Raw genomic sequence first — 23,966 nt, 5'->3', positions numbered from 1 at the left:
GCCTTGTATAAGAAACGACCCGGATGTGAGTGAGAACAGCCGGTGCCGTCAGCCGCCGGACCTGCGCAGGCCCTGGCCGGGGAGCGAGGCGTGCCGGGAGCGGGCGGTCAGCTGTCCCACCATCACACGGACCAGGGTGACGACATCGGGGTCGTCGATGTAGTAGACCTGCCGTCGGCCCTCGCGGCGGGAGCGGACGAGTCCGCCGAGCTTCAGCTTCGCCAGGTGCTGGCTGACCGCGGGCAGCGCACCGCCCACCTGGTCCGCGAGATGGGTGACATCGCTCTCCCGCTGTGACAGAGCCCACATCAGATGCAGTCGGGCGGGGGAGGCGAGCAGGCCGAACGCCGCGGCGGCCTCCGCCAGCACCTCGGCGGGCGGGTCCTGGAAGCCAGCGGCGTTCTCCGTCACGGTCCTCTCCCGTCCCGCCCCCGTCACAGCCGACGCACACACGCCCACCCAGTGTAGGCGTCCGGCTGCCCGGGGCGGGCGCCGCCGGTCAGTCCTCGTAGTAGTTGTTGACGACGACCTCCGGTTCGTCGTCGTCGAACGCCTCGTTGAGCAGCGCGCCACCGATGAGGCCTGCCGCACCGGCCCCGATGAGCGCACCCGTGCCGAAACGCCGGCCGCCGCCCTGCTGCTGGTGGTGGTCGTGGTCTGCGTACGGCTCTGCGTATCCCTGCTGGGGGTAACCCTGCTGATAGCCCTGCTGGGGGTAACCCTGCTGGGGATAGCCCTGCTGGGGCGGGGTGTAGAACGGCGGTGGCGTGGTCTGGACGCGCTGCGCGCAGGCACCGCAGGCCTGGACGGGCCGGGGCACGCCCCACTGCGGGGACCAGGTCACGGTGACGGCGCCCGGGCCGTGCTGGGGGTCGAAGAAGCAGGTCATGGTGGAGCTCCCGGTGGGTTGAGGGGATGTGGTGCCTGCGGGGGCCGACGGGGCGGCGACCGGTGGGTTCAGCGGGGCGGGCGGCACATAGGCAGCGGCGCCCTTCTGCGGTGCGGTGACCGGGGCCGGGCTCGGTGGTGTGACCGGGGCCGGTGCGGGGCTCGGGGCCGGTGCGGGGGCCGGGGCCGGTTTCGCGGGCGTGTCCCGCAGCACGGACACGCCGTAGTCGGTGGCGATGCCGGCGAGCCCCGAGGCGTAACCCTGGCCGACCGCACGGAACTTCCACTCCGCACCGTGCCGGTACAGCTCGCCGAAGACCAGTGCCGTCTCGGTCGACAGGCTGCCCGACGCGAGCTCGTAGCGGGCCAGTTCGGTGCCGTCGTCCTGGTCGAGGACGCGGATGTGCGCCCGGCGCACCTGCCCGAAGGTCTGCCCTCGGCTCGCGCCCTCGTAGAGGGAGACCAGGAAGACGATCTTCTCGACCCGGTCCGGGACCCTGGTCAGTTCGACCTGGATCCGCTGGTCGTCACCGCCGGCCGGGCTGCCACCGCCGGCGTGGCGGACCGAACCGTCGGGGCTGCTCAGGTTGTTGAAGAAGACGAAGTGCTCGTCGGACAGCACCCTGCCCGACGCGTCGCACAGCAGGGCACTGGCGTCCAGCTCGTACCCGCTGTCCGCCTGCCAGCCCAGCCCGACCGTCACAGCGGTCAGTCCGGGGGCCTGCCTGCTGAGCGACACATTGCCGCCTTTGGTCAGGGACACACTCATCCACATCCTCCGCAGCCACTCACACGTCCCGTATCCGTCATGATCAACGCCTTTGAGTCCCTCTCAGTTCCTCGATCACGCAATGTCTTGGTCATGTCGCAGGTCCTCGACGGACCATCACCAGGTGCCGACTCAGCCCGCCCGGCCGCCTCACGTGCCCCCTAGGCTTGCGCAACCAAGCAATTCACGAGCCGGCGTCCCGCGCACTCCGCACGGATCCCGGCCCGACTGGAGGACAACACCGTGGGCATCATCGGCTGGATCATCCTCGGCCTGCTCGCCGGAGCCATCGCCAAGGTGCTGCTGCCCGGCCGCGACCCGGGCGGCCTGATCGGCACCACCCTCATCGGCGTCGCGGGCGCCTTCGTCGGCGGCTGGCTCTCCGCCCGCTTCCTCGACCGCCCGGTGGAGAAGCACTTCTTCGACCTCTACACCTGGGGTGCGGCGATCGGCGGCTCCCTGGTACTGCTCATCGGCTACCGCATCCTCTTCGGCAACTCCCGCGACTGATCCGACTTGTCGCTTCTACAGTACTGTAGAAGCGACAAGTCGTGCGGCACGGGCCGGCCTTGCCGCGGGCATCGTGTTCACGGACGCCTGCGGCGTCGACGTCCTCGTCGCCGCACGAAGTCGTCGTACGGTGGGCCGCCAGGCCTGGTGGAGCGGCGGAATCCGTGGTGTGCTGGTAGTGGCGGGAAGGACCGAGAACAGACGCGGGGAAGCGGCTGGGAGCCGTGCACCGCGCAATCCGGACCCACGAGAAGCGGGTAGCCCTTCCCGCCCTGTCGTGCCAGCGGACGCCGGCGCGGGAGCGTCCGCAGCCGGGTGGTCGGCCGCTCAGCCCCGTCCGCCGCTGAGGTTCCCCCACCGCGGCCCGATCTGCTTCCACTCCTCGTCCCACTCGGCCATGCGCCGCCGGATCAGCCGGCTGCGGACCAGCCAGCCCGCGGCCCAGACCGCCGCGCCGGCCGACGGGGCGACGAGGGCGCCGGTGAGTGCCACCTGCAGGTCCGCCGCGGCGCCGGTGACGGGCGCGGAGACCAGGTGGCCCGCGCGGTTGGTCCAGACGGTCACCTGGGATCCCGCGGGGACACCGGGCCGGACCTTCGCCTGGTCGGTGTGCACCCTGCCGTGGTCGTCCGTCCAGCGCACGGAGGCCCACACCCTTCCGTCGTCGTAGCCGCTCCCGGAGGCCGGGGTCCTCGCCGCGCCGTCGACGAGCACGGCGGACACGGCGTGCACCTGGGCCAGCCGGGCGGAGAAGGCCGAGTCGGCGGTCTGAACCGCCGCGAGACCGGCGACGGCCCCGCCGAGCACGGCGAGCACCCAGGTCACGAGGACGATCCAGGCCTCGATGACGTCGCTGTGCCGCTTGAGCGGATTGCGTCGCCAGCGCCACAGCCGTACCCGGGCGACCGTCGTGGGAGGTGTCCGGTTCATCGTCACCGCCTCCTCTCGCGCACCGGCGGCTTCCACCGCTCACTCCGCGGAGTGCCACGACACCATCGTGCACCTCAATCCGCCTGTCGGCGGTGTGAGTGACGAAGAGGGGCATACCGACCTCGCGCCGGCGGCTAGGACGGCGTGAGCGGCAGGTCGTCGGTGAAGGCGTTCACCGGCTGGGCGATGGGGTGGGTCTCCTTGACGTCGAGGGCCGCCTGCGCGGTCCTCGTGCCGAGACCGCCGTGGGGGTGCCAGGTGCCGGTCACCGCGAGCCAGGTGTTCGCGGGCGGCGCCTCGGTGCCGTACACGCGGACCTTGACGGTCTGCGAGTCCGCCGCGCAGCACGTGAAGATGATGCGGGTCAGGTAGAAGCCGTCGTCGTCCTCGGCGGGGGTGACGAAGCCCGTGAGCTTGACGATCCGGCTCCTGATCGCACGGCTGCGGTCCTGTTGGACGCGTTTGGTGAAGTCGGTGAGGGTCAGTGGCAGCGGTGAGGTGGCGGGCAGCGCGGCGAACCCCTTCTGCACCGCGACGGGCTTGGTGCTGGAGCGCGCCGCGGTGTACGCGCCCAGGGCGGGCGGCGCGTAGAACAGCAGGCTGGTTGCCGGCAGGAACAGCAGCCAGGCGATGCGCGGGGTGGCGGCGTGGTCGTGGCCGTGCGCGTGGCCGTCGTGGGCGGTGTGCCGCGGTTGGTCCCGTACGGCCGCCGCGGCCAGGCCGAGCAGCAGGAGGACGGCACCGGAGACGATCAGCAGCGGGCGCAGACCGGCCTTGACGTAGCGCAGGTAGATGTCGGTGAAGAGGGCGGTGTGCAGCAGGCCGGCGCCGGTCAGCGTGAGGAGCAGGGTCTGGACGGGGCGTTTCACAGCAGTGCGCCTCCGATCAGGACACTCGCGGCGACCGCCACGACGGTGGTGGCCGTGGAGAACCGCCAGGCGAAGGCCCGTCCGAAGGTGCCCGCCTGAAGGGCGATCAGCTTCAGGTCGACCATGGGGCCGACCACCATGAACGCCAGCCGCGCGGTCGGCGAGAACCCGGTGAGGGAGGCGGCGACGAACGCGTCTGCCTCCGAGCAGACCGCCAGCAGCACGGCCAGCCCGGCCAGGAAGAGCACCGACAGCCACGGTGTACCGGAGAAGGCGTCGAGGACGGAACGGGGCACGGCGACGTTGAAAGTGGCGGCGGCCATGGCACCGAGGACGAGGAAGCCGCCGGCGTGCAGGAAGTCGTGCTGGAATCCGAGCCGGAACTCGTTCCAGCGGCTGCGGCCGTGCTCGTGGCCGGTGTGCCGGTGCCGCAGGACCGGCCGCAGCCACTCCTCCTTGCCCAGCCAGAGCCACAGCCAGCCCATCACGGCCGCGGCGGCGAGGGAGGCGAGGAGCCGGGCGGCGACCATCGCGGGGTTGCCGGGGAAGGCGACGGCGGTGGCGGTGAGGACGACGGGGTTGACGGCGGGCGCGGAGAGCAGGAAGGCGAAGGCGGCGGCCGGGGTGACTCCCCGTCGGATCAGGCTGTGGGCGACGGGGACGGAGGCGCACTCGCAGCCCGGCAGCACCGCGCCCGCGACGCCGGCGACCGGGACGGCGAGGGCGGCTCTCTTCGGCAGGACCTTGGTGAACAGACCGGCCGGCACGAACGCGTTGATGGCACCGGACAGGGCGGTGCCGAGCAGGAGGAACGGCAGGGCCTGGACGGTGATGGCCAGGCAGACGGTGCGCCAGGCCTGGACGGCGGGCTGGTTCAGCCACGGGGCGCCGCCCAGGACGAGCACGGCCGCGGCGCCGGCCGCGATCGCGAGGGCGGCGCCGAGCGGCCACGGGCGGATGCGGCGTACGGGGGGCGAGCCGACGGGGACGGCTGCCACGGCGTCGACCACATCAACCAATTCATCCGATTTTTCCATTATCACTCCGGATGTCGGTGTCTGGCCGACGATAGGCGAGACACCCGATCCGCCCGCGCATACACGCCGCCGCATGGCCGGCTCATGCGCCGCAATGCGTCCCATTGGGGGGCGTCGGCGGCGTCGCCGGTGTCGCTGGCTGGTCGGTGACTCGTCGGCACCTCCCCGGTGGCTCTTCTCACACTTCGCCGCCGGCCCGCGGGAAGGTGACCGCTGCCACTTCGCCCGGTGCGCCTTTTGTTTACGTTCGGGGCCATGCCGTCTCGCCCCTCCCCCACCGCCGCACGCACCCGGACCGGCGTCCTCCTGGCCTCGGTCGGAGCACTCCTCTCGGCCGGCGCCCTGCACCCGGCACCGGCCGCGGCCGCATCCGCTCCGGCCCCGTCCCCGCACGCCACGGCCGCCGTGCTCGACCTGGACGGAGCCGGCCGCACCCCCGTGGTGCACGGCAAGGACAGCGCGTACGACACCGCCAGCATCGTCAAGGTGGACATCCTCGCCACGCTGCTCCTCCAGGCCCAGGACGCGGGACGGCGGCTCACCGCCGATGAACGGGGGCGCGCCGAGCCGATGATCGAGCGCAGCGACAACACGGCGGCCAACGCGCTCTGGCGGCAGATCGGCCGGGCTCCCGGGCTGGCCGCCGCCAACAAGCGGCTGGGGCTCACCTCGACCACGGGCGGGCCCGGCGTCACGTGGGGACTGACACGGACGACCGCGAGCGACCAGATACGGCTGCTCAGGGCCGTGTTCGACGGCGGTACGCCGGCCAGGTCCGGCTCCGGCGGGCTGACCGCGGAGTCCCGGGCCTACATCCGCACCCTCATGGGCCACGTCGTCCCCGAGCAGGCCTGGGGGGTCTCCGCCGCCGGCGGCCCCGGCTCCGCACGGGCGCTGAAGAACGGCTGGCTGCAGCGCGGCCCCTCCGGTCTGTGGGACGTCAACAGCGTCGGTCAGGTCACCGTCAAGGGGCACCGCTGCCTCGTCGCGGTCCTGTCGAACGGCAGCGCCTCGATGGGCGACGGGATCTCCCTGGTGGAGAAGACGGCCCGCCGGGCTCTCGCGTGAGCCCACCCCGTCGTCACCGGGCCGCCGGGCGGCGCGGGCGGACGAGGGCGGTGGCGGTGAGCGCCGCCAGAGCGGCCAGGCAGAGCCAGGCGAAGGTGTCGCCGACGCGGTCGTAGACGGTGGTGACCCCTCGCACGGGCACGTAGGCGACCGTGGTCTGGCGTTCGGTCGTGAAGTAGTCGGTGGCGGCGAGGACACGGCCCTCGTGGTCGTACGCGGCCGTGACGCCCTCCTCGTCCTGGCGGACCAGGGAGTAACCGCCCTCGACGGCGGCCAGGGCCGCCTTGCCGGTGTGGGCGCCGCCGTACTCCTGCCAGTCGTGCGCGGGCACGAGCATGATGTCGGCGCGGGTACGCATCAGGGCCGGGAAGTCGGCGTCGTAGCAGATGACGTTGGCGAGCCGGCCGTACGGGGTGCGGACCACCGGCACCTGGCCGTCGCCGGGCGTGAACCGCTCCGAACCCGGGATGGGGTGGGCCTTCTGGTAGGTCCGGAGCACCGTGCCGCGCGGGTCGATGAGGAGTGCTTCGTCCCGGCCGTAGGCGGGTGCGGTGGTGCTGTAGACGCGCACCCCGATCTCCAGGTAGACGCGCGAGCGGCGGGCCTCGGCGCGGGCGGCGTCGATGGCGGCGGGCGCGTCCGGCTCCTGCGCCCTGACGGCTTCCTCGGGCCAGACCACGATCTTCGCACCCGCGGCGGCCTCGCGCCGGGTCGCGTCCAGCAGGTCGTTCTCGACGGCGGCCATGGCGGGCCGCACCGCCGTGGCGGGGGCGGCGGCGATGCCGCCGGGGCCGTCGGCGAACCGGGCGAGCGTGGCGTGCAGCCGCTCGGTCACCGTGCGGGACGGACTGACGCCGGCGATCCGTACGGTCGTGCCCTGGGGCGGGAAGAAGGCGAGCCGGGCGCCGCCGGCGAGCAGGACACCCAGCAGGACGGCGGTGCAGACGAGGCCGCCGCGCCAGGCGGGGCGGTCCCGGCGGTCCCGGCGGTCCCGGACGCGGTTGACCGTGCTCGCGACCCAGCCGATGAGGAAGCCGACACCCCAGGGGCCCGTGACCGGGACGACCTGGAGGAGTGGCAGGTCCGCGTGCTGGGTGACGGCCAGGGAGCCGTAGGCCGTGCCGAACGGGGACAGCAGGGTGATCAGGAACTCGGCGGCGGCGACACCGGCCGGGAAGACCAGTGCGGCCGGCGCCGGCCGCAGCCGGTCCGCCAGCAGTCGGTCGGCCAGGAAGGGCAGCGTCTGCAGGGCGGACAGGGCGAGGGCCCCGGCGAGCACCACGGCGCTGAAGCCGATCGCCGACTCCTGGAGCCAGAAGACGGCGGCCGCGAGGTGCGCCAGCCAGATCCACAGCGCTCCGGACCAGGCGCGGCTCAGCCGCGTGAAGCGCAGGAGGAGGACGGGGAAGATCCAGGCGGCGGCCGCGATGTCCCATCGGCCGCCGACCGCGAGGAGCATCGTCCCGGTGCCGAGCAGCAGGAGGAGCCAGGCGTGCCGGTGGGCACGGGTCGGCGGCGGGGGCGGTTCTTCCCTCGGGTCCGTCGGGCGGGGCGGTGCCGGTGCGGCTGTGTTCGTCATGGCCGGGACGCTAGGGCGCCCCGTCCCGGCCGGGCCTCCGGCCAGATGCCGATCCTGCACCGTGCTGACGCATCTTTCGATGCCCGCCCCACGGGGGATCCGGCCCGCCCTCCGCGTCGTCTAGCCTGACGGACCGATGACCACCCAGGTGAACGCCCTGCCCCGGGCCGCACGGCACTGGCTCGCCGACCGACCGCGCGTGACGGACGCGTTGTGGGCCGGCGGCCTGACCCTGCTCGACATGGCCACGGTGCTGGACCGGACGCCACGGCCGGCGGGGTGGGGTGTGGCGCTGTGGGGCGCGCAGACCGTGCCGCTCCTGTGGCGGCGGACGCATCCGCGGGCCGCCCTGCTCGCGATGACCGCGCTGTACGTCCTCTTCCAGGCGCTCGGCCCGATCCCGGGGAAGGTCCCCGGGCCGTTCCTGCTGATGATCGGCGTCTACGCCGTGGCGCGGCGCGCACCCGCACCGGCGAGCCTGCCGCTCACCCTGTCCGTCCTGGTCGTCGCCGCCGTGACGGATGCCCTGACCGGGCACTGGCAGCCGCCCCGTCCCGGCTCCCTGGAGCCCGTCAGCGTCACGACGTTCGTGTTCTTCTTCGCGCTGGCCTGGCTGCTGGGATACGGACGGCGCCGGATCGACGCCGACGCGGAACGCCTGCGGGAGCTCAACCGGCGGCTCGCGGCCGAACAGGAGCTCAACGCCCGGCAGGCCGTGCTCACGGAGCGGGCTCGCATCGCCCGCGACCTGCACGACGTCGTCGCCCACCATGTCAGTGCGATCGCCCTGCAGGCACGCGCCGCCGAGGACGTGCTGACCGCCCGTCCGCCCGATGCGGGCGAGGCCGCGCACGGTGTCGCGCTCATCGCGGGGACCGCGGACACGGCGCTCACCGAGATGCGGCGGCTGCTCGGACTGCTCTCCTTCGGCGAACGCGGCCTCGCACCCGAGCCGTCCCTGGACCACCTCGACCGGCTCATCGGCGTGGCGGCCTCGGCGGGCTGCCGGGTCACCTGTGACCGCGGGCCACGCGCCGGGGACGCGCTGCCGGCCGGGATGCAGGTCTCGGCCTACCGCATCGTCCAGGAGGCGCTGACCAACGTGGTCAAGCACGCGGGACCGGTGTGCGTGCGGATCGCCGTACACGGTGACGAGGCGCGCCTGGCGATCGAGGTGGAGAACGACGCACCGGCCCCGGGCCACCGGCCGGTGCCCGGCGCCGGACGCGGGCTCGTCGGGATGCGGGAACGGGTGGCGGCCTTCGACGGCACCCTGCACGCCGGGCCGCGCGCGGACGGTGGCTGGCACCTGCGCGCCGTCCTGTCCGCGCGGAGTCCTGGATCCGCCCAGGGGGACGGATGACCGTACGGGTGCTCGTCGTGGACGACCAGGAGATCGTACGGACCGCGCTGCGTCTGGTCGTCGACCGCCGGGAGGGTCTGTCGGTGGTCGGGGAGGCCGCCGACGGGGAGCAGGCCGTCGCCCGGGCCGAGGCGCTGCGGCCGGACGTGGTGCTGATGGACGTACGGATGCCGGGCACGACCGGCGTCGAGGCGACCCGGCGCATCGTCCGGGAGTGGTCCGGTCCGGGGCCGGTGCCCCGGGTGCTGGTGCTGACCACCTTCGACCTGGACGAGTACGTCCACGCCGCGCTGCGCGCCGGAGCCGTCGGCTTCCTGCTGAAGAACAGCCGGCCCGACCAGCTCGCGGAGGCCATCCGCGCCGCGGCCGACGGCGAGTCCGTGCTCGCCCCGACCGTCACCCGGCGTCTGATCGACACCGTCACCGCGCTGCCGCCCGCCCTCCTCGCTCCCGCACCGGCCCCGGCGCCGGAGGCCGGCACGCTCACCGAGCGCGAGATCCAGGTCCTCGTGCTGGTCGCGCGGGGACTGTCCAACGCGCGGATCGCCGCGGACCTCGGGCTCAGCGAGGCGACCGTCAAGAGCCGGGTCAACCGCGTCCTGACCCGGCTGGGTCTGGAGAACCGGGTGCAGGCCGCCCTGTTCGCCCATCGGGCCGGCCTCGCCGCGGACGCGGCGGACGGCAGGCCGCCCCGGCCGCCGGCCGGCACCGACGGCTGACGCGGTCGGGGGCCGGCACAGCGTGCCGGTGCGGCTGGAGGCCGCCTGTGGTCTTGTCCGCCGCGGCGGGACCCCGCCGCCGGTGCGGCCGTGGACGGGCCGGACCGCTCGGCGAGGCCTTCGGGTGCGACCACCGGGCCCGCGCGCTCGCCGAGCGGCGAGGGCAGGGGGAGCGGCCGGTGAGGGGACGAGGATCACCTCGTGGGCCGCTCCGCCGAGCGGCTGCGCGTGGGCCCGCTTCCGAGGGGGGCGGTCAGCCGACGGTGAGCGAGAACGGCCCGGCCAGGACCGAGTAGCCGTCGTTGGCGAGGTAGTACACGTCGTACTTCCCGGCGCCGCTCAGTTTGCCGGTCGAGAAGGTCAGGGCACCGCTGGCGTTCGGGGCGTAGGACCAGGTGAGCGAGGACTGCTTGCCCGGGGTACCGCCCGCCGGGTAGACGCCGATCCAGTTCCTGGCGTTCGCCTGGGCCGCCGACGGCATCGAGTAGCGGACGGTGACGTTGCCGCCGTCGGAGACCGCGTTCAGGTCGCCGGTGAGCGTCGGCGTGCTCGCGCCGGACGGGGCGAACGCGGCGTTGAGCGGTGCCGCGTAGGTGTCGTTGGCCGTGAGCCCGGGCAGGCCGAGGGCCGCCTCGATGGTGCGGCCGATGCCGTAGTGGTCGTAGTGCAGCGGGCTGCTGGTGCCGGCCGGGACGGTGCCCTGGGAGCCGACGAGGGTGGTGGCGATGTGGTTGTAGCCCTCGTTCTGGCTCTCGTCCCAGGTCAGGACCAGCAGCGAGCGCTGCTGGGTCCAGGCGGGGGAGGCGAGGACCGGGGCGAGGGTCTGCTTCAGCCAGCCGTCCTGTGTCTTCAGGCTGGTGGCGTTGCCGTTGCCGGAGGCCTCACCGTCGTAGTAGTCGTCGGCGGCGATCCAGGAGAAGTCGGGTGTGGTGGCTGCGGACTTCAGGTCGGTGGTCAGCTGGGTGGTGTCGAACAGGTGGGCCGCGCAGCGTGCGGCGTCACCGCTGATGTCGGTGTAGTTGATGAAGGGCGCGTCGTCGGGCTCGTAGTAACTGTCGTTGTTGTTCTTGGTGTTGCAGGGGGTACCCATGCCCTGCTCGTAGGCCTTCCAGGTCTTTCCCGCCGCTTCGACGGTGTCGCCGAGGTTGCGCTGCGGGGAGTTGATGTTGGGGAAGTAGGTGGCGCCCTTGGCATAGGTGTCGCCGCCGGCGATGGCGAGGTAGTTCTCGTCGCTCGGGTGGTAGACGCCGTGGAAGTCGGTGAGCGTGGCGCCCTGGGACATGAGGCTGTGCATGTACGGCGTGTCCGCGGGGTCGTTCATGACCTCGGAGTAGTCCGTGTTCTCCATCATGACCATGAACACATGGTCGTAGCCGGGGACTTTGGAGACGGGCGGTGCGAGCGGGGCCGGTGCGGTGACCGGGGTGTCCAGGGTGAGGGAGAGGTTGTCGAGGTAGCCGGTCTCGCTGCTGGTCGACAGGAACTGCACCTCGACCTGGATGGACCGGGTGCCGGCCGGCACCGCTCCGGTGGTGCTGCGGGAGAGGAACTTGGTGGCCAGGCCCCGGTCGCTCGCGGACACGGTGGGCAGCTTGGCGGCGGCGCCGACCGGGTGGCCGCCGCCGTCGTGGAAGTGCAGGCTCACGGCGACGTGGCCGCCGTAGGTGGTCCAGCCGCCGAGCCAGCCGGAGAGGTCGTAGTGCACACCGCCGCCGTCGATGGCGGCGGCGGCCGAGGAGACGTCGATGGTCTGGCTCATGGCACCGTCGCCGAAGTTGCCGGGCCCGAAGAACGCCTTGCCCGGTGTCCCGCCGTCGTTCGGCAGCCCGAAGGAGGCGACGCTGTGGCACATGACGTCCGGTCCGCCGGCCTGGGTGGTCCAGCCCGGGACCGTGCTGGCCGCCGCCCAGTCCTGGGTGCAGTAACCGCCGCTCTCCGCATCGCCGTTGACGATCAGGTTGCCGCTGCTCCCGGCCGCATGGGCGGGGGCGGGAACGGCGACGATCAGTGCTCCGAGGAGGGCCGGGAGCCCGCCGAGAGATCTCCGGCGCAGTCGCATACGTGGTACCTCGTCCTGTGGGTGAGGATGCCGTGAGGAGTGGTTTCCGCACGGCCTGACAGTGCGCAACGAACGGGACATGAGTACGGGACGCCGCTGTCGAGCGGAAGAACCACGACCAAACTTGGCCAGACAAGTTGGCGGCGCACGCGGCTCCTTCCGCGGGGGCGGCCGGGCGGGGCTTTTCGGTCGCTCCGGAAGGGGCACGCGGTGGGGTACGACTTCCGAGTGGAGGGGCGGTGGCACCATGGGCGAGTACGAACGGTCCCGCACGATGCCCGCACAGCCCGAGCAGGTCTTCGACTAGGCGGCCAACCTCGGCCAGCTCGACGCATGGCTCCCGGACGCCCTGCACGTGGACGCCGGGGACCCGCCCGCCGTGACCGTGCACGAGGACACCTCCGGCGAGGACATGCCCGCGCTGCTGCGATCCGAGCCGGAGCAGATGCGGCTGGAGTGGGGCACCCGGGGACAGGGCAGCTACGCCGGGTGGCTGCAGGTTGCCGGGATCGGCAGCGGCGCCAGCGAGGTGACGGTGCACCTGTCGTTCTTCGACGAGGGTCACGACCCGGGCGAGCAGGCGGTGTACGAGGCACTCGACGGCAGCCTCAGGCGTCTGGAGGAGCAGGTGCGCATCCGCGTCGACAACGCGGCCGGCTGAGATGCCGGGCCCGGCGACCTGGTATCCGCTGAGCCTCAGCACACCGGTCAAGCAGCATGTCTTCGGCGGGCGGGCCCTCGCGGGCCGGCTGGGCCGCACGGGTCTGCCGGCGGGCCGGGTCGCCGAGACATGGGAGGTGAGCGATGTCGACGGCGAGGGCGCCACGGTCACCGAGGGCCCGCTCGCCGGGCGGAGCCTGCGCCGGCTCATGGCGGAGCACGCGGACGGCCTGCTGGGCGACCGGCCGCACGGCCCGTGCTTTCCGCTGCTCACCAAGTTCATCGACGCCACCGGGGCGCTGCCCGTGCATCTGCACGCCGACGACACCACCGCCCGCCGCCTGGAGGGCGAGCCGCACGGCAAGACCGAGGCCTGGCACGTCCTGGACGCCGTACCCGGCGCCACCGCGCTGGTGGGGACCCGCCCCGGAGTCGACCGCGAGCGGCTGCGCCGGGCCCTGCTCGCGCAGGACTTCGACGCGGTCATGCGCCGTCTGCCGGTACGCGCCGGGCAGACCGTCTACGTCCCCGGCGGGACCCTGCACAGCTTCGGGCCGGGCACGCTGGTGTACGAGATCGAGCAGACCTCCGACATCCAGCAGCACGCCATGCCGTGGCGGATGGAGGACGGCGCGCCCCTGGACGCACGCGAGCACGAGGCGAACATCGGACGGTTGCTGGAGGAGTGGCGGCCCGGGCCGCGGCCGGAGTTCCAGCCGGGAGTGAGCATCCCGCAGGCGGACTCCGTGGTGCGCACGGTGCTGTGCGCGGGTCCGTACTTCGCCCTGGAACGCTGGACGGCCGGCGGCACCGCCCTCCTCATCCGCGTGTTCACCACGGCACAGGTCCTCACCAACGCCGGCGCTCCGGTCGCCGTCGCCGCCGCCGGCTGGACCGGCCGCCTGGACCGGGCGCGGACTCTGCTGCTGCCGGCGGCCCTGGAAGAGGTGCGGGTGGAGGGGCCCGCCGACGTCCTCTTCGGCTATCTCCCCGACCTGACCACCGACATCGAGGAACCCCTGGCAGCCGCGGGGCACGGCCCCGCCGCGATCTGCGCCCTCGGCGACGTGCCGTAGGGGCGGCAGCTTGCCGCGCACGGGGGGCGGGGACGCGGGGGCCTGGAGGTGATGGTCATGCCCGAGCCAGGCAGCTCAACAGGCGGCTGGTACCCGCACCGATCCGCCGCCGGCTGTGGCGTCAAAGGCCACGCTTGGCGGAAATGGTGCAGGAGCTGAGGGCCTGCGCCGCCCGCATGCTTCTATCTCCGACCTGGGTTGTTCCTAGAATGGCCGGGTGGAGGACATCGAAGCGATCGCGGCGCTGCAGGATCCTGTGCGGCGGCGCCTGTACGAGTACGTGGTGGCGCAGGGCCGCGAGGTCGGCCGCAACGAGGCCGCCGAGGCGGCCGGGGTGGCGCGCACTCTCGCTGCGCACCATCTGGACAAGCTCGCGGAAGTCGGCCTGCTGGAGAGCGGCAGCCGCCGCCTGACGGGGCGCTCGGGGCCGGGGGCGGGCCGTCCCGCCAAGGTGTACACGCGGGCGCGGGCCGAGCGGACGGTGTCACTGCCCGCCCGCGACTACCGCACCGCCGCGGAACTGCTCGCCGAGGCCGCCGAGGAGGCCGGACTGGATGCCGGGCTCTGCGCGGCCGCGCGACGCCGGGGGGAGGTGCTGCGCGGCTCGGCGGCACCCTGCGGTGGCCTCGAAGAGGCCATGGAGTTGCTGGCGGCCCGCGGCTACGAACCGCACCTGGAAGGCGCCGAAGGCGCCCAGGGCGCGGCCGGGGCGGCCGCACACGCCGTGCGTATGCGCAACTGCCCCTTCCATGCCGTCGCCGAACGCTTCCCGCCGCTGATCTGCGGCATGAATCTGGCGCTGCTGGAGGGGCTGCTCGGCACGGACGGTCCTGTCCGTGCCCGCATGGACGCCCGGCCCGGGGAGTGCTGCGTGGTGGTCGAGGCTTCTAAAGCCAATCATCATTGACATAGAAAGGGGGTCATGCTGGGATGAGCCCATGACCTCATCCCCGCACGCCGTCCACCTGGCCCACTTCAACGTCGCCACGCTCCGCCACCCCCTCGACGACCCTCGCACGGCACCTTTCGTGGAGATGCTCGACCCGGTCAACGCCGCCGCCGACGACGCGCCCGGCTTCGTGTGGCGGCTGACGGAGGACGGGAAGCCCGACGCCACCGGCCTGCGCCCGGCGGGCGAGAACGTCATCGTCACCCTGTCGGTGTGGGAGGACCAGCAGGCCCTGTGGGACTTCACCTACCGCAGCGGACATCTGGAGGCGATGCAGCGACGCCGCGACTGGTTCGAGCGGCACGTCGAGGCGCACCTCGTGCTCTGGTGGGTCCCCGCCGGCCACCTCCCGACGGTCGACGAGGCCATGGAACGACTGGCGGACCTGCGAGCCCACGGACCGTCCCCCCGCGCCTTCACCTTCACCTCCTCCCACACAGCCGCCGAGGCCGCCCGACACCCGCGGGCCATGCCGCCGGCGGACGTGACGACCCTCGCCGGCGCCACCGGAGGCCCGAACACGTGCCCGGCCGTTGAGATTTGAACGGAACACCCATAAGCCGAGCAGCGACCATCCCTACATATCCCTTATTTGCCATGTGCGGCATTTGTCCGATTATCCTTGGCGGCCTTGTCCGACCGGATACGGAAAGGGAAGGGGAGGGACGAGCATGCACAGCGCACGGTTGCCCGCTCTCATGGCACGGATCGGACAGGCCGGCGGCGCCGAGGCCGCGCGCGCCACGGTGGCGGCCGGTCTGACCTGGCAGACCTGCGCGACGCTGCTGCACATCTCCGATCCCTACGCGGGCGCCGTCGCCGCGCTGCTCATCGTCGAGACGACCGTGGTGGCCACGGTCTCCGCCGCCACCCGCTACACCGTCGGCTGCCTGCTCGGGGTGCTGGTCGCCGTACCCGGCGCGCTGTACGCCGAGCCCGGCATGGCGGGCCTGGCCCTTGTCGTCTTCGCCTCCGCGCTGCTGGCCCGGCACGGCTTCCTCGGCCACCACGGCCTGCACGTCCCGACGACCGCCCTGCTCACCTTCGCCCTGGTCCGTGGCCGCCACCCCGGTGAACTGGGAGCGCACGTGGCGGAGATCGTGCTCGGCATCGGCTTCGGGCTGGCGTGCAGCATGCTGCTGTTCCCCGCCGTGCGCGTACGGTCCGCCGAACGGGCGCTGGAGGAGCTGCGGCTGCTGATCGCCCGGCACCTGGACGGTCTGGCCGACGCGGTCGTACGGCACGAGCGGCCGCGCAACAGACTCGGCGCGGCCTGGGAGGACGACCTCGGCACGGCGCTGACCCGGGCCCGCACCGCCGTGGACGAGGCACACGAGAGCCTGCGCTGGAACGTCCGGCCGACCGCCCGGCGCCGCCGTTGGCACCTGGATCACCGGGTTCTGCGCACGCTGACCGACGTCGCAGGGCAGGTGACCGCGACGGGCCGGCTGCTCGACGCCCACCCCGGCGCGCCCGAGGGCACGCGCCCCGGCTCCGCCTTCGCGCAGCCGTACGCCCGTCTGCTGCGGACCACCGCCCTGTGCGCCTACTCCTGCCGCGGCGGCCGGCCGCACCCCGCCCTGCCCGCCGCACGCCAGGCCCTCGCCCGGCTCGGCGCCCCCGGTCGTGGTCCCGCCGACGCGGCCGCCCCGGACCAGTGCCTCCTGCGCCCCCTGGAGTCGGCCCTGACCTGCCTGTCGGCGCCCGCACCCGCCCCGCCCGACCGAGCCCACCGGCTCCTCGACCCGCTTCGGCCCCCACCGCGACGATGACCCCTCACACCAGCGGCCTCCCGGACAGGACCACCGAGCGGGCCGCCGCACCCGCGCGCCGTACACCGGCGCTTTGGACCCGCCGCCCGGGCTCCCGCGCCCTCCTGGCCCCGGCCCCCGTGCTGCTCCTGGTGGTCGTCGCGCTCACCGACCTGCTCACCCCGGACTGGCTGCACGTGTCGCCGGTGATGGCCGCCGTCCCGGTGCTGGCCGCCGCCCTGCTCCCCTGGCGGGCGACGGCGGTACTGGCCTGCGCCGTGCTGGTGATCACCGGGCTGCTCCAGTGGGACGCCGGCAGCTGCGGACACCCGGACTCCGACGTCACCCTCGGCAGCCTGTTCGTGGTCGGACTCGCCTCGCTGGCCGCGTGCTCCCTGCGGCAGCGCCGGGAACGGCAGCTCCGTCAGGTCCGCTCCGTCGCCGAGACCGCACAGCGCGCCCTGATGCACCCCCTCCCCCGCCGGATCGGCTCGCTCGCCCTGAGCGGTGTGTATCTGCCGGCCGAGTCGGAGGCGCGGATCGGCGGCGACTTCTACGAGGCGCTGCCCACGCCGTACGGCACGCGGATCGTCATCGGTGACGTACGGGGCAAGGGGCTGGAGGCCGTCGGCGCGTCGGCGACCCTGCTCGGCGCGTTCCGGGAACTGGCGTACCGCGAGCCGTCGTTGACGCGGGTGGCGGAGCAACTGGACGAACGGGCCCGCCGCCACATCGCCGCGCTGGACGGCGCATCGGACACGGGCGGACCCGACGGTGGTGACGCGGGCGCGCTGTTCGCGGAGCGGTTCGCGACAGCGCTCCTGGTGGAGTTCCCGCCCGACGAGTCCGCGGCCCGCATCGTGCACTGCGGTCATCCCGAGCCGTACGTCGTCCACGCGGGCGAGGTGAGGCCGTACGAGCCCGACCGGCCCGGCGCGCCGCTCGGCCTGGGCGATCTGCTGCAGGCGGAACCGGTCGCCCAGACCGTGCCGTTCGCTCCGGGCGACCGTCTGGTGCTGTACACCGACGGGTTCATCGAGGGCCGCGACCGCCGGGGCCGCTTCCACGACCTGGCCGCCCCGGTGCACGCACACGCCGGCCGACCGCTGGAGGCGATGGTGACCGCCCTGCGCCGCGACCTCCTGCACCACGTGCACGGCGACCTCGACGACGACGCGGCCCTGGTCGCCCTGGAGCGCATGCCCTGGGAGTCGGCCCGTGCCTCACGTGAACCGTGTTGATCAACGGTCACGGCGTCACCGCGTCGCCCTGGCGGCCCGGCGGGCGTGCCCGAGACGACCAGGCGGTGCTTCCTGGCCCTGACCAAGCGGATCCGGCAGCTGGAGACCCGGCTCGGTGTACGGCTCTTCGACCGGTCGCGCACCGGCATGGCGCCCACGGACGCGCGGATCCCGCGCCTGGGGTTCCTCGCGAGCGCGGCCAACGAGACGGCCCAGGAGACCGTCGCGGAGTTCGCCCGGCGGCGCCCCGGGTGGCGTGCGGAACTGCGGCAGGCGGCCTGGTCGAACCCGAGTGCGGGGCCGGCCGACGGCGAGGTGGACGCGGCGCTGCTGCGCGGAGCCCGGCGCGTGGCGCGAGCAGTGGCTGGCCGCGGACGAGCGCGAGGGCCGCCCGGTGCGCGTCGGCGCGGTCACCGAGCAGGCCGACGACTGGTTGAGCGCGCGATCGCCGACGGATACGGCATCGCCCTCGCCGCCGGGTCCCCGGCGCGGTTCTCCTCCCGCCCGGGCGTGGTCTGCCGCCCGGTCAGGGGGTGAGCCCGACGCGGGTGCGCGGGGCCTCGGCCCGCCGGCCGACGATCCCTGGGTTCTTCAGTACGGCGTGCCAGGCGGCGGCAGCGCGTGAACCGCCCGGATGGGCCGCCGTCCCCTGCTTGGCCCAACCGACGTGCGCCGGAGGGGCGAGCGGCTGTGACGGGTGTGACCGTGGTGGAAGGCATGGGCGAACTGACCCGTGATGAGGAGGCGGCATGTCGGTCGGAACCGGCGAGGACGGCGCGGTGCTCGCCGCCCTGGAGGACGGCGACGACGCCGACGTGCCGTGCGGTGCCTTCGAGCAGGTGGGAGCCGTCGCCGACGCCGTGCTGTACGAGGGCTACCTGCTCTACCCCTACCGCCGGTCCTCGGCGAAGAACCGGGTCCGCTGGCAGTTCGGCGTGCTGCTGCCCCGCACGTGGGTGGAGCGGGACGGACCGGTCACCCCGGGGATCTCTGGCTCCGCCGACTCGTGGTACCAGCAGACCGAGTGCCTGCTGCGGGCACCGGGCGCCGACGCGGTCGTCCGGGTACGGGTGCGGTATCTGCAGATGCAGGACAAGCAGGTCGAGGAGACCGGCGGGGACGGACGGCACCGCCCGGTGGAGTCGTTGCGTACCGCCGACGGCGCCGTGCACCTGTCGTTCGAGGAGGCGGTGCCGCGCCAGACGGAGCTGGTGGTGCCGCTGGCCGAGCTGCTGCGGGGCGGACGTACCGCCCCGGTGGGCGCGGCCGGCGGTGCGGAGTCCGAGCCGCTGCCGGGCGGTACGGGGCGGACGGTGCGGCGGCGCCGGGAGGTGCGGGCCACGACGACGGTGGTGGCGGAACCGCTCGCGCCGGAGCTGTACCGGCTGCGGGTGCGCACCGAGAACACCGGCGCGGCACCCGACCCACGGGCCCCTCGCCATGAGGCACTGCGGCAGGCGCTGATCGCCACCCACACTGTCGTGGGCGGCGACGGCGTGGAGTTCGTCTCTCTGATCGATCCGCCCGAGGAGTGGGCGGAGCAGGCGCGGGAGTGCCGGAACGCGTTCACGTTTCCCGTGCTGGGCGGCCCGCCCGTGCGGCCGGGGAGCGCCGGCGTCATGCTCTCCGCCCCGATCATCTTGCCCGACCATCCGCAGGTGGCGCCGGAAAGTCCCGGCGATCTGCACGACGCCGCGGAGATCGACGAGATCCTCACGCTGCGCACGATGCTGCTGACCGACGAGGAGAAGGCCGAGGCACGGGCCACCGATCCGCGGGCCGCGCGGATCCTCGACCGGGTCGACACCATGCCCCGCGAGGTCTTCGAGCGGTTGCACGGTGCGATCCGTTCCCTGACGCCGGTGCCGCCGCCCGCCGAGCGGCCCGCCTGGTGGCAGGAGGGCGACGACGGGCTGTCCCCGGCGACCGACACCGTGCTCGTGGACGGCGTGTCCGTCGGCGGCGGCAGCCGGGTGCGGCTGCGCCCGCGCGGCCGGGGCGCCGACGCACAGGACATGTTCCTGGAGGGGAGGACGGCGCGGGTCGCCGCGGTCTTCCACGACGTGGACGGCAGCGTCCACCTGGCGGTCACGGTCGACGACGATCCGGCCGCCGAACTGCACGGCTGGTACGGCCGTTTCCACTACTTCCGGCCCGACGAGGTCGAACCGCTCGGGCGCACGGTCGCGCCGGAGCCGACGGGACCGGTGGGATCACCCGGGCCGCGGTCCCCGCGGCCACAGCGTCCGGCCGACCGGCCGGAGGAGCGGCGGTTCGCCGGACGACGGTTCGGCGGACGCCCCTGACATGCCGGCCCACGACCAGCGCATGCCCGAGCGGCTGTTCCGCGTCTGCGGCGCGGCGGCCCACGACCCACTCCGACACCGGTTGCGACGGAGGTTGCAGACATGACCACACAGAGCGGTACCACCGAAGTCCGTGGGGAGCCCAGCCGAGCCGAGGCGCGGCAGGGCTTCGACGAGATCACCATCCTCTGGATCTCGGAGGGCATGAGCTGCGACGGCGACACCGTGTCGCTGACCGCCGCGGGCCAGCCGTCCATCGAGGACGTGGTGCTCGGGCTCATCCCGGGCCTGCCGAAGGTGAACCTGGTCAACAAGGTGCTGTCGCCGAGCCTGGGCGGCGAGGACTTCCTGGCTCCGTACCGGGCGGCGGCCCGCGGTGACCTGGCCCCGTTCATCCTCGTGATCGAGGGGTCGGTCCCGAACCAGAACATCATCGAGGGCGGCGGCTACTGGACGTCGTTCGGCAACGACCCGGACACCGGTGAGCCGCAGACGCTCAACTGGTGGATCGACCAGCTCGCGCCCAAGGCCTGGGCGGTGGTGGCCGCGGGGACCTGCGCCACGTTCGGCGGGATCCACGCCATGGCCGGCAACCCGACCGGCTGCATGGGTCTCGCGGACTACGTGGGCTGGGACTTCAAGGCGCAGTCGGGGCTCCCGGTCGTCAACGTGCCCGGCTGCCCCATCCAGCCCGAGAACTTCATGGAGACCCTCGTCTGGGTGCTCCAGCACGCGGCCGGTGCCGCTCCCCCGCCGCCGCTGGACCACATGCTGCGTCCCCAGTGGCTGTTCGGTAAGACCGTCCATGAGGGCTGTGACCGGGCCGCGTACTACGAGCAGGCCGACTTCGCGAAGGACTACAACTCCCCCAAGTGCCAGGTGAAGGTGGGCTGCTGGGGCCCGGTCGTCAACTGCAACGTGCCCAAGCGCGGCTGGATGGCCGGCATCGGCGGCTGCCCGAACGTCGGCGGCATCTGCATCGGCTGCACGATGCCCAGTTTCCCCGACGCCTTCATGCCGTTCATGGACGAGCCCCCGGGCGGCACGCTGTCGTCGATGGCGATCCGGCCCTACGGGGCGGTCATCCGACGGCTGCGCGGCCTGACCAACGACATGGTGAACCACGAGCCCAAGTGGCGCCACAACAAGCGCAAGCTCACCAGCGGTTACAACCCGCACTGGCGTGCCTGACGCCGCCCCACCCGTCCCGCAAACGACCCGCCCGACCCGAACAGCGAGGGGCAGAACCGCAGATGACCACCACCGAATCGCGGCCGACAGAACGCAAACCCGCCCAGATCGTGGACATGTCCTGGGATCCGATCACCCGGATCATCGGCAACCTGGGCATCTACACGAAGATCGACTTCGCCAACCAGGAAGTCGTGGAGTGCCACAGCACCTCATCGCTGTTCCGCGGCTATTCGGTGTTCATGAAGGGCAAGGATCCGCGCGACGCCGGGTTCATCACCTCCCGGATCTGCGGCATCTGCGGCGACAACCACACCACCTGCTCGAACTACGCCCAGCAGATGGCCTACGGCGTCAAGCCGCCGAAGCTGGCCGAGCACATCACCAACCTCGGCGAGGCGGCGGAGTACATCTTCGACCACACGATCTTCCAGGACAATCTGGTCTTCGTGGACTTCTGTGAGGCGATGGTCAAGGCCACCAACCCCGGGGTCCTGGCCCGCGCCGAGCGCACCGACGCACCCCGCGGCGACATCCACGGCTACCGCACCATCGCCGAGATCATGAAGGCCTTCAACCCCTTCGAGGGCGAGGTCTACAAGGAGGCGCTGAAGGTCAGCCGGATCACCCGGGAGATGTTCTGCCTGATGGAGGGGCGGCACGTACACCCCTCCACGCTGTACCCGGGCGGTGTCGGCACGATGCCGCAGCCGAACACCTTCACCGACTACCTCAGCCGCCTGATGCGCGTCATCGACTTCATCAAGAAGGCGGTGGCCATGAACGACGACGTCTTCGACTTCTTCTACGAGGCCCTGCCCGGCTACGAGGAGGTCGGCAAACGGCGGATCCTGCTGGGCTGCTGGGGGGCCTTCCAGAACCCGGACGTCGTGGACTACCGCTACGCGTCGATGAACGAGTGGGGCCGGGCCATGTACGTCACGCCGGGCGTCGTGGTGGACGGCAAGCTGGTCACCAACAATCTCATCGACATCAACCTCGGCCTGCGCATCATGTTGGGCAGCTCCTTCTACGAGGACTGGGTCAACGAGGACCCGTTCGTCACCCACGATCCCCTCGGCAACCCCGTGGACATGCGCCACCCGTGGAACCAGACCACGGTGCCGGTGCCACAGAAACGGGACTTCGAGGGCAACTACAGCTGGGTGATGAGCCCCCGCTGGTACCACCCGGACACCGGTGAGCACCTCGCACTGGACACGGGTGGCGGACCGCTGGCCCGGCTGTGGTCGACCGCGCTGAGCGGCCTGGTCGACACGCCGTACGTCAAGACGACCGGCGGCGCCATCCGCATCACCCTGCCCAAGGGCGAGAAGCTGCCGGAGACGACACTGGAGTGGCGCATCCCGAAGTGGAGCAACACCCTCGAACGGGACCGCGCCCGGCCGTACTTCATCGCCTACGCCGCCGCCATGGCTCTGCAGTTCCTGGAGGAGGCCATGGGGATGCTCAGGAACGGCGACACCAAGGTGTACGAGAACTTCGAGGTGCCGGACGAGTCGATCGGCTGCGGCTTCCACGAGGCGGTGCGCGGCGTCCTCTCCCACCACCTGGTGATCCGGGACAAGAAGATCGCCAACTACCACCCGTACCCGCCGACCCCGTGGAACGCCAGTCCCCGCGACATCTACGGCACCCCGGGCCCGTACGAGGACGCCGTGCAGGGCCAGCCGATCTTCGAGGAGAACGGTCCGGACGACTTCAAGGGCGTCGACATCATGCGCACCGTGCGCAGCTTCGACCCCTGTCTGCCGTGCGGCGTGCACATGTACATGGGCAAGGGCAAGACGCTGACCACCGTGCACTCGCCGACGTACGGGGCCAACCATGGCTGAGACCGCCGTACGGCTGGCGGACCCGGAGGTGGAGGCGCGGCTCGCCCGCCTCGACGAGGTGCTGGCCGGGCTGGAAGGCACGCCCGGCCCGGCCCTGGAGGCGGTGCGGCTGCTGACCGAGGTCTACGGCGAGGCCCTCGCCCGCGTGCTCGACCACGCCGACGCGCGGTTGCGGGAGCGGCTCGCCGACGACGAGCTGGCGGGGCATCTCATGGTCCTGCACGGGATCCACCCCGAGGCCCCGGAGCGCCGGGCCGCCCGCGCGGTGGAGAAGCTGCGGCCCGTGGTGCGCGACCGCGGCGGTGACCTGGAGTGGGCCGGGGTCGACGGGCAGGTGGCACGGGTGCGGCTGAGCACCGGTGGCGGATGCGGCTCCGGGTGCGGTGGCGGCTCCTCCGACGTCACCGAGGCGGTCCGGGCGGCGGTGCTGGCCGTCGCTCCGGAGCTGACCGCCGTGGAGACGGTGCCGGACGAGCGCAGGGCGGCACCGGCGTTCGTACCGCTGACCACGATCAAGCGCCGGGCCACGCCGCAGGAGGCGCGGTGACCGTGGACGGAGCGCTCGCCCGCGTCATCCGCTCCGCCGCCGACCGCGCGGCGACGGCCGAACCCGAGGTCTGCGAGCTGTGCGCCGCCCGTGTGACCGAGGAACACGCTCACCTGTACGACACCGCTGCAGCCGAGGTGCGGTGCGTGTGCGGCCCCTGCTCGGTGCTGTTCGCCGACGACGCGGCGGGCCGCTACCGGCTCGTGCCCCGCCGCCGGCTGCGGCTACCGCCGGTCGACACCGGCGTGCTGGGCGTCCCGGTGGGCCTGGTGTTCTTCGTGCCGCGCTCCGACGGCACGGTCACCGCGCAGGGTCCGAGCCCGGCCGGGGCCATGCGCTGGGAGGTGGACGCGGCGGCCTGGCAGCGGCTGGCCGCCGTGGTCCCGCAGCTCGCCGCCATGGCACCCGACGTCGAGGCGCTGCTCGTGAACACCGTGCGCGGCCTCGACGAACACTGGATCGTGCCGGTCGACGACTGCTACCGGATGATCGCTCTGGTCCGCCGCGAGTGGCGGGGCCTGTCCGGTGGCGGCCGGGTCTGGACGGCCGTAGAACAGTTCTTCGGGGAGCTGACCGAGCGGTCGTGAGACCGGGAAGG

The 23,966-nt window shown here is 72.9% G+C and carries 22 protein-coding genes and 1 pseudogene; 16 read left to right on the top strand and 7 right to left on the bottom strand.

Annotated elements, in window-relative coordinates; all coding sequences use genetic code 11:
- Positions 1-48: 48 nt before the first annotated feature.
- Together ABT171_RS08945 and ABT171_RS08940 are read right to left on the bottom strand one after the other, a co-directional pair.
- Entirely contained in the window at positions 49-411 is a 363-nt protein-coding gene (locus ABT171_RS08945) for an ArsR/SmtB family transcription factor (protein WP_351241357.1), read from the bottom strand.
- Positions 412-499: 88 nt separating this feature from the next.
- Positions 500-1,657, bottom strand: a complete 1,158-nt coding sequence (locus ABT171_RS08940) for a TerD family protein (protein WP_351241355.1) — start codon at positions 1,655-1,657, stop codon at positions 500-502.
- Between the two features lie 243 nt (positions 1,658-1,900).
- On the opposite strand from ABT171_RS08940, the gene ABT171_RS08935 reads away from it, so the two are divergent.
- Positions 1,901-2,167 carry a GlsB/YeaQ/YmgE family stress response membrane protein gene (locus ABT171_RS08935; RefSeq protein WP_031161323.1) on the top strand — a complete coding sequence of 89 codons (267 nt, stop codon included), beginning with the start codon at positions 1,901-1,903 and terminating at the stop codon, positions 2,165-2,167.
- Positions 2,168-2,494: 327 nt separating this feature from the next.
- Here ABT171_RS08935 and ABT171_RS08930 read toward each other — a convergent pair whose 3' ends face one another.
- The 3 genes from ABT171_RS08930 to ABT171_RS08920 all read right to left on the bottom strand — a co-directional run bounded on the left by ABT171_RS08930 (position 2,495) and on the right by ABT171_RS08920 (position 5,003).
- The gene (locus tag ABT171_RS08930) at positions 2,495-3,097 is read right to left on the bottom strand and encodes an Rv1733c family protein (RefSeq protein WP_351241353.1); all 603 of its coding nucleotides are present in this window, start codon (positions 3,095-3,097) and stop codon (positions 2,495-2,497) included.
- A 134-nt stretch (positions 3,098-3,231) separates the two neighbouring features.
- Complete coding sequence (locus ABT171_RS08925) at positions 3,232-3,966, bottom strand: TIGR03943 family putative permease subunit (protein ID WP_351241351.1); 735 nt, start codon at positions 3,964-3,966, stop codon at positions 3,232-3,234.
- Positions 3,963-5,003 carry a permease gene (locus tag ABT171_RS08920; RefSeq protein WP_351241349.1) on the bottom strand — a complete coding sequence of 347 codons (1,041 nt, stop codon included), beginning with the start codon at positions 5,001-5,003 and terminating at the stop codon, positions 3,963-3,965. Before ABT171_RS08920 ends, ABT171_RS08925 begins: the two co-directional genes overlap by 4 nt.
- 255 nt (positions 5,004-5,258) lie before the next feature.
- On the opposite strand from ABT171_RS08920, the gene ABT171_RS08915 reads away from it, so the two are divergent.
- A complete protein-coding gene (locus tag ABT171_RS08915) occupies positions 5,259-6,071 on the top strand; it encodes a serine hydrolase (protein ID WP_351241347.1) in 813 nt (270 codons plus the stop codon).
- Between the two features lie 13 nt (positions 6,072-6,084).
- On the opposite strand, the gene ABT171_RS08910 is transcribed toward ABT171_RS08915, so the two are convergent.
- Complete coding sequence (locus tag ABT171_RS08910) at positions 6,085-7,650, bottom strand: nitrilase-related carbon-nitrogen hydrolase (protein ID WP_351241345.1); 1,566 nt, start codon at positions 7,648-7,650, stop codon at positions 6,085-6,087.
- A gap of 136 nt (positions 7,651-7,786) precedes the next feature.
- Between ABT171_RS08910 and ABT171_RS08905 the strand changes: the two genes are divergently transcribed.
- Both ABT171_RS08905 and ABT171_RS08900 read left to right on the top strand, forming a co-directional pair.
- On the top strand, positions 7,787-9,013 hold the full coding sequence (locus ABT171_RS08905) for a sensor histidine kinase (protein WP_351241343.1): 1,227 nt from the start codon (positions 7,787-7,789) through the stop codon (positions 9,011-9,013).
- Complete coding sequence (locus ABT171_RS08900; protein WP_351241341.1) at positions 9,010-9,732, top strand: response regulator; 723 nt, start codon at positions 9,010-9,012, stop codon at positions 9,730-9,732. The genes ABT171_RS08905 and ABT171_RS08900 overlap by 4 nt, the downstream gene beginning before the upstream one ends.
- A gap of 253 nt (positions 9,733-9,985) precedes the next feature.
- Here ABT171_RS08900 and ABT171_RS08895 read toward each other — a convergent pair whose 3' ends face one another.
- The gene (locus ABT171_RS08895) at positions 9,986-11,791 is read right to left on the bottom strand and encodes an alkaline phosphatase family protein (RefSeq protein WP_351241339.1); all 1,806 of its coding nucleotides are present in this window, start codon (positions 11,789-11,791) and stop codon (positions 9,986-9,988) included.
- Positions 11,792-12,038: 247 nt separating this feature from the next.
- Here ABT171_RS08895 and ABT171_RS08890 point away from each other — a divergent pair.
- The 12 genes and pseudogenes from ABT171_RS08890 to ABT171_RS08835 all read left to right on the top strand — a co-directional run bounded on the left by ABT171_RS08890 (position 12,039) and on the right by ABT171_RS08835 (position 23,955).
- Positions 12,039-12,452 (top strand): annotated as a pseudogene (locus ABT171_RS08890) (SRPBCC family protein).
- A 1-nt stretch (position 12,453) separates the two neighbouring features.
- Positions 12,454-13,527, top strand: coding sequence for a class I mannose-6-phosphate isomerase (locus tag ABT171_RS08885; protein ID WP_351241337.1), 1,074 nt, complete (start codon positions 12,454-12,456; stop codon positions 13,525-13,527).
- A gap of 217 nt (positions 13,528-13,744) precedes the next feature.
- Positions 13,745-14,434: a helix-turn-helix transcriptional regulator gene (locus ABT171_RS08880; protein WP_351241335.1), complete on the top strand. Its 690-nt coding sequence runs from the start codon at positions 13,745-13,747 to the stop codon at positions 14,432-14,434.
- 31 nt (positions 14,435-14,465) lie between these two features.
- The gene (locus tag ABT171_RS08875) at positions 14,466-15,020 is read left to right on the top strand and encodes a DUF3291 domain-containing protein (RefSeq protein ID WP_351241333.1); all 555 of its coding nucleotides are present in this window, start codon (positions 14,466-14,468) and stop codon (positions 15,018-15,020) included.
- 127 nt (positions 15,021-15,147) lie between these two features.
- The gene (locus ABT171_RS08870) at positions 15,148-16,248 is read left to right on the top strand and encodes an FUSC family protein (RefSeq protein WP_351241331.1); all 1,101 of its coding nucleotides are present in this window, start codon (positions 15,148-15,150) and stop codon (positions 16,246-16,248) included.
- Positions 16,245-17,468 (top strand): PP2C family protein-serine/threonine phosphatase, encoded by a 1,224-nt coding sequence (locus tag ABT171_RS08865; protein WP_351241329.1) that lies wholly within the window; start codon positions 16,245-16,247, stop codon positions 17,466-17,468. The genes ABT171_RS08870 and ABT171_RS08865 overlap by 4 nt, the downstream gene beginning before the upstream one ends.
- A 45-nt stretch (positions 17,469-17,513) precedes the next feature.
- Positions 17,514-18,005 (top strand): LysR family transcriptional regulator, encoded by a 492-nt coding sequence (locus ABT171_RS08860; protein ID WP_503074509.1) that lies wholly within the window; start codon positions 17,514-17,516, stop codon positions 18,003-18,005.
- Between the two features lie 212 nt (positions 18,006-18,217).
- Entirely contained in the window at positions 18,218-19,774 is a 1,557-nt protein-coding gene (locus ABT171_RS08855; RefSeq protein WP_351241327.1) for a hypothetical protein, read from the top strand.
- Between the two features lie 102 nt (positions 19,775-19,876).
- The gene (locus ABT171_RS08850; RefSeq protein WP_351241325.1) at positions 19,877-20,965 is read left to right on the top strand and encodes an NADH-quinone oxidoreductase subunit B family protein; all 1,089 of its coding nucleotides are present in this window, start codon (positions 19,877-19,879) and stop codon (positions 20,963-20,965) included.
- A gap of 62 nt (positions 20,966-21,027) precedes the next feature.
- Positions 21,028-22,821, top strand: a complete 1,794-nt coding sequence (locus ABT171_RS08845; protein ID WP_351241323.1) for a nickel-dependent hydrogenase large subunit — start codon at positions 21,028-21,030, stop codon at positions 22,819-22,821.
- Positions 22,814-23,368: a NifU-related iron-sulfur-binding protein gene (locus ABT171_RS08840; RefSeq protein ID WP_351241321.1), complete on the top strand. Its 555-nt coding sequence runs from the start codon at positions 22,814-22,816 to the stop codon at positions 23,366-23,368. The genes ABT171_RS08845 and ABT171_RS08840 overlap by 8 nt, the downstream gene beginning before the upstream one ends.
- On the top strand, positions 23,365-23,955 hold the full coding sequence (locus ABT171_RS08835) for a DUF5947 family protein (RefSeq protein ID WP_351241319.1): 591 nt from the start codon (positions 23,365-23,367) through the stop codon (positions 23,953-23,955). The genes ABT171_RS08840 and ABT171_RS08835 overlap by 4 nt, the downstream gene beginning before the upstream one ends.
- Positions 23,956-23,966: the final 11 nt, after the last annotated feature.

The sequence above is a fragment of the Streptomyces sp. NPDC001851 genome, assembly GCF_040297165.1.
GTDB lineage: Bacteria > Actinomycetota > Actinomycetes > Streptomycetales > Streptomycetaceae > Streptomyces.
Note: the sequence above shows the minus strand (reverse complement) of the source record. Positions and strands in the feature narration are given on the sequence as shown.

Excerpts from the sequence above, each read along its gene's own strand:
- ABT171_RS08940 (WP_351241355.1), bottom strand. The coding sequence starts at position 1,657 with ATGAGTGTGTCCCTGACCAAAGGCGGCAATGTGTCGCTCAGCAGGCAG.
- ABT171_RS08865 (WP_351241329.1), top strand. The coding sequence starts at position 16,245 with ATGACCCCTCACACCAGCGGCCTCCCGGACAGGACCACCGAGCGGGCC.
- ABT171_RS08875 (WP_351241333.1), top strand. The coding sequence starts at position 14,466 with ATGACCTCATCCCCGCACGCCGTCCACCTGGCCCACTTCAACGTCGCC.
- ABT171_RS08870 (WP_351241331.1), top strand. The coding sequence starts at position 15,148 with ATGCACAGCGCACGGTTGCCCGCTCTCATGGCACGGATCGGACAGGCC.
- ABT171_RS08930 (WP_351241353.1), bottom strand. The coding sequence starts at position 3,097 with ATGAACCGGACACCTCCCACGACGGTCGCCCGGGTACGGCTGTGGCGC.
- ABT171_RS08885 (WP_351241337.1), top strand. The coding sequence starts at position 12,454 with ATGCCGGGCCCGGCGACCTGGTATCCGCTGAGCCTCAGCACACCGGTC.
- ABT171_RS08910 (WP_351241345.1), bottom strand. The coding sequence starts at position 7,650 with ATGACGAACACAGCCGCACCGGCACCGCCCCGCCCGACGGACCCGAGG.
- ABT171_RS08915 (WP_351241347.1), top strand. The coding sequence starts at position 5,259 with ATGCCGTCTCGCCCCTCCCCCACCGCCGCACGCACCCGGACCGGCGTC.
- ABT171_RS08895 (WP_351241339.1), bottom strand. The coding sequence starts at position 11,791 with ATGCGACTGCGCCGGAGATCTCTCGGCGGGCTCCCGGCCCTCCTCGGA.
- ABT171_RS08855 (WP_351241327.1), top strand. The coding sequence starts at position 18,218 with ATGTCGGTCGGAACCGGCGAGGACGGCGCGGTGCTCGCCGCCCTGGAG.
- ABT171_RS08845 (WP_351241323.1), top strand. The coding sequence starts at position 21,028 with ATGACCACCACCGAATCGCGGCCGACAGAACGCAAACCCGCCCAGATC.
- ABT171_RS08905 (WP_351241343.1), top strand. The coding sequence starts at position 7,787 with ATGACCACCCAGGTGAACGCCCTGCCCCGGGCCGCACGGCACTGGCTC.
- ABT171_RS08900 (WP_351241341.1), top strand. The coding sequence starts at position 9,010 with ATGACCGTACGGGTGCTCGTCGTGGACGACCAGGAGATCGTACGGACC.
- ABT171_RS08840 (WP_351241321.1), top strand. The coding sequence starts at position 22,814 with ATGGCTGAGACCGCCGTACGGCTGGCGGACCCGGAGGTGGAGGCGCGG.
- ABT171_RS08920 (WP_351241349.1), bottom strand. The coding sequence starts at position 5,003 with ATGGAAAAATCGGATGAATTGGTTGATGTGGTCGACGCCGTGGCAGCC.
- ABT171_RS08850 (WP_351241325.1), top strand. The coding sequence starts at position 19,877 with ATGACCACACAGAGCGGTACCACCGAAGTCCGTGGGGAGCCCAGCCGA.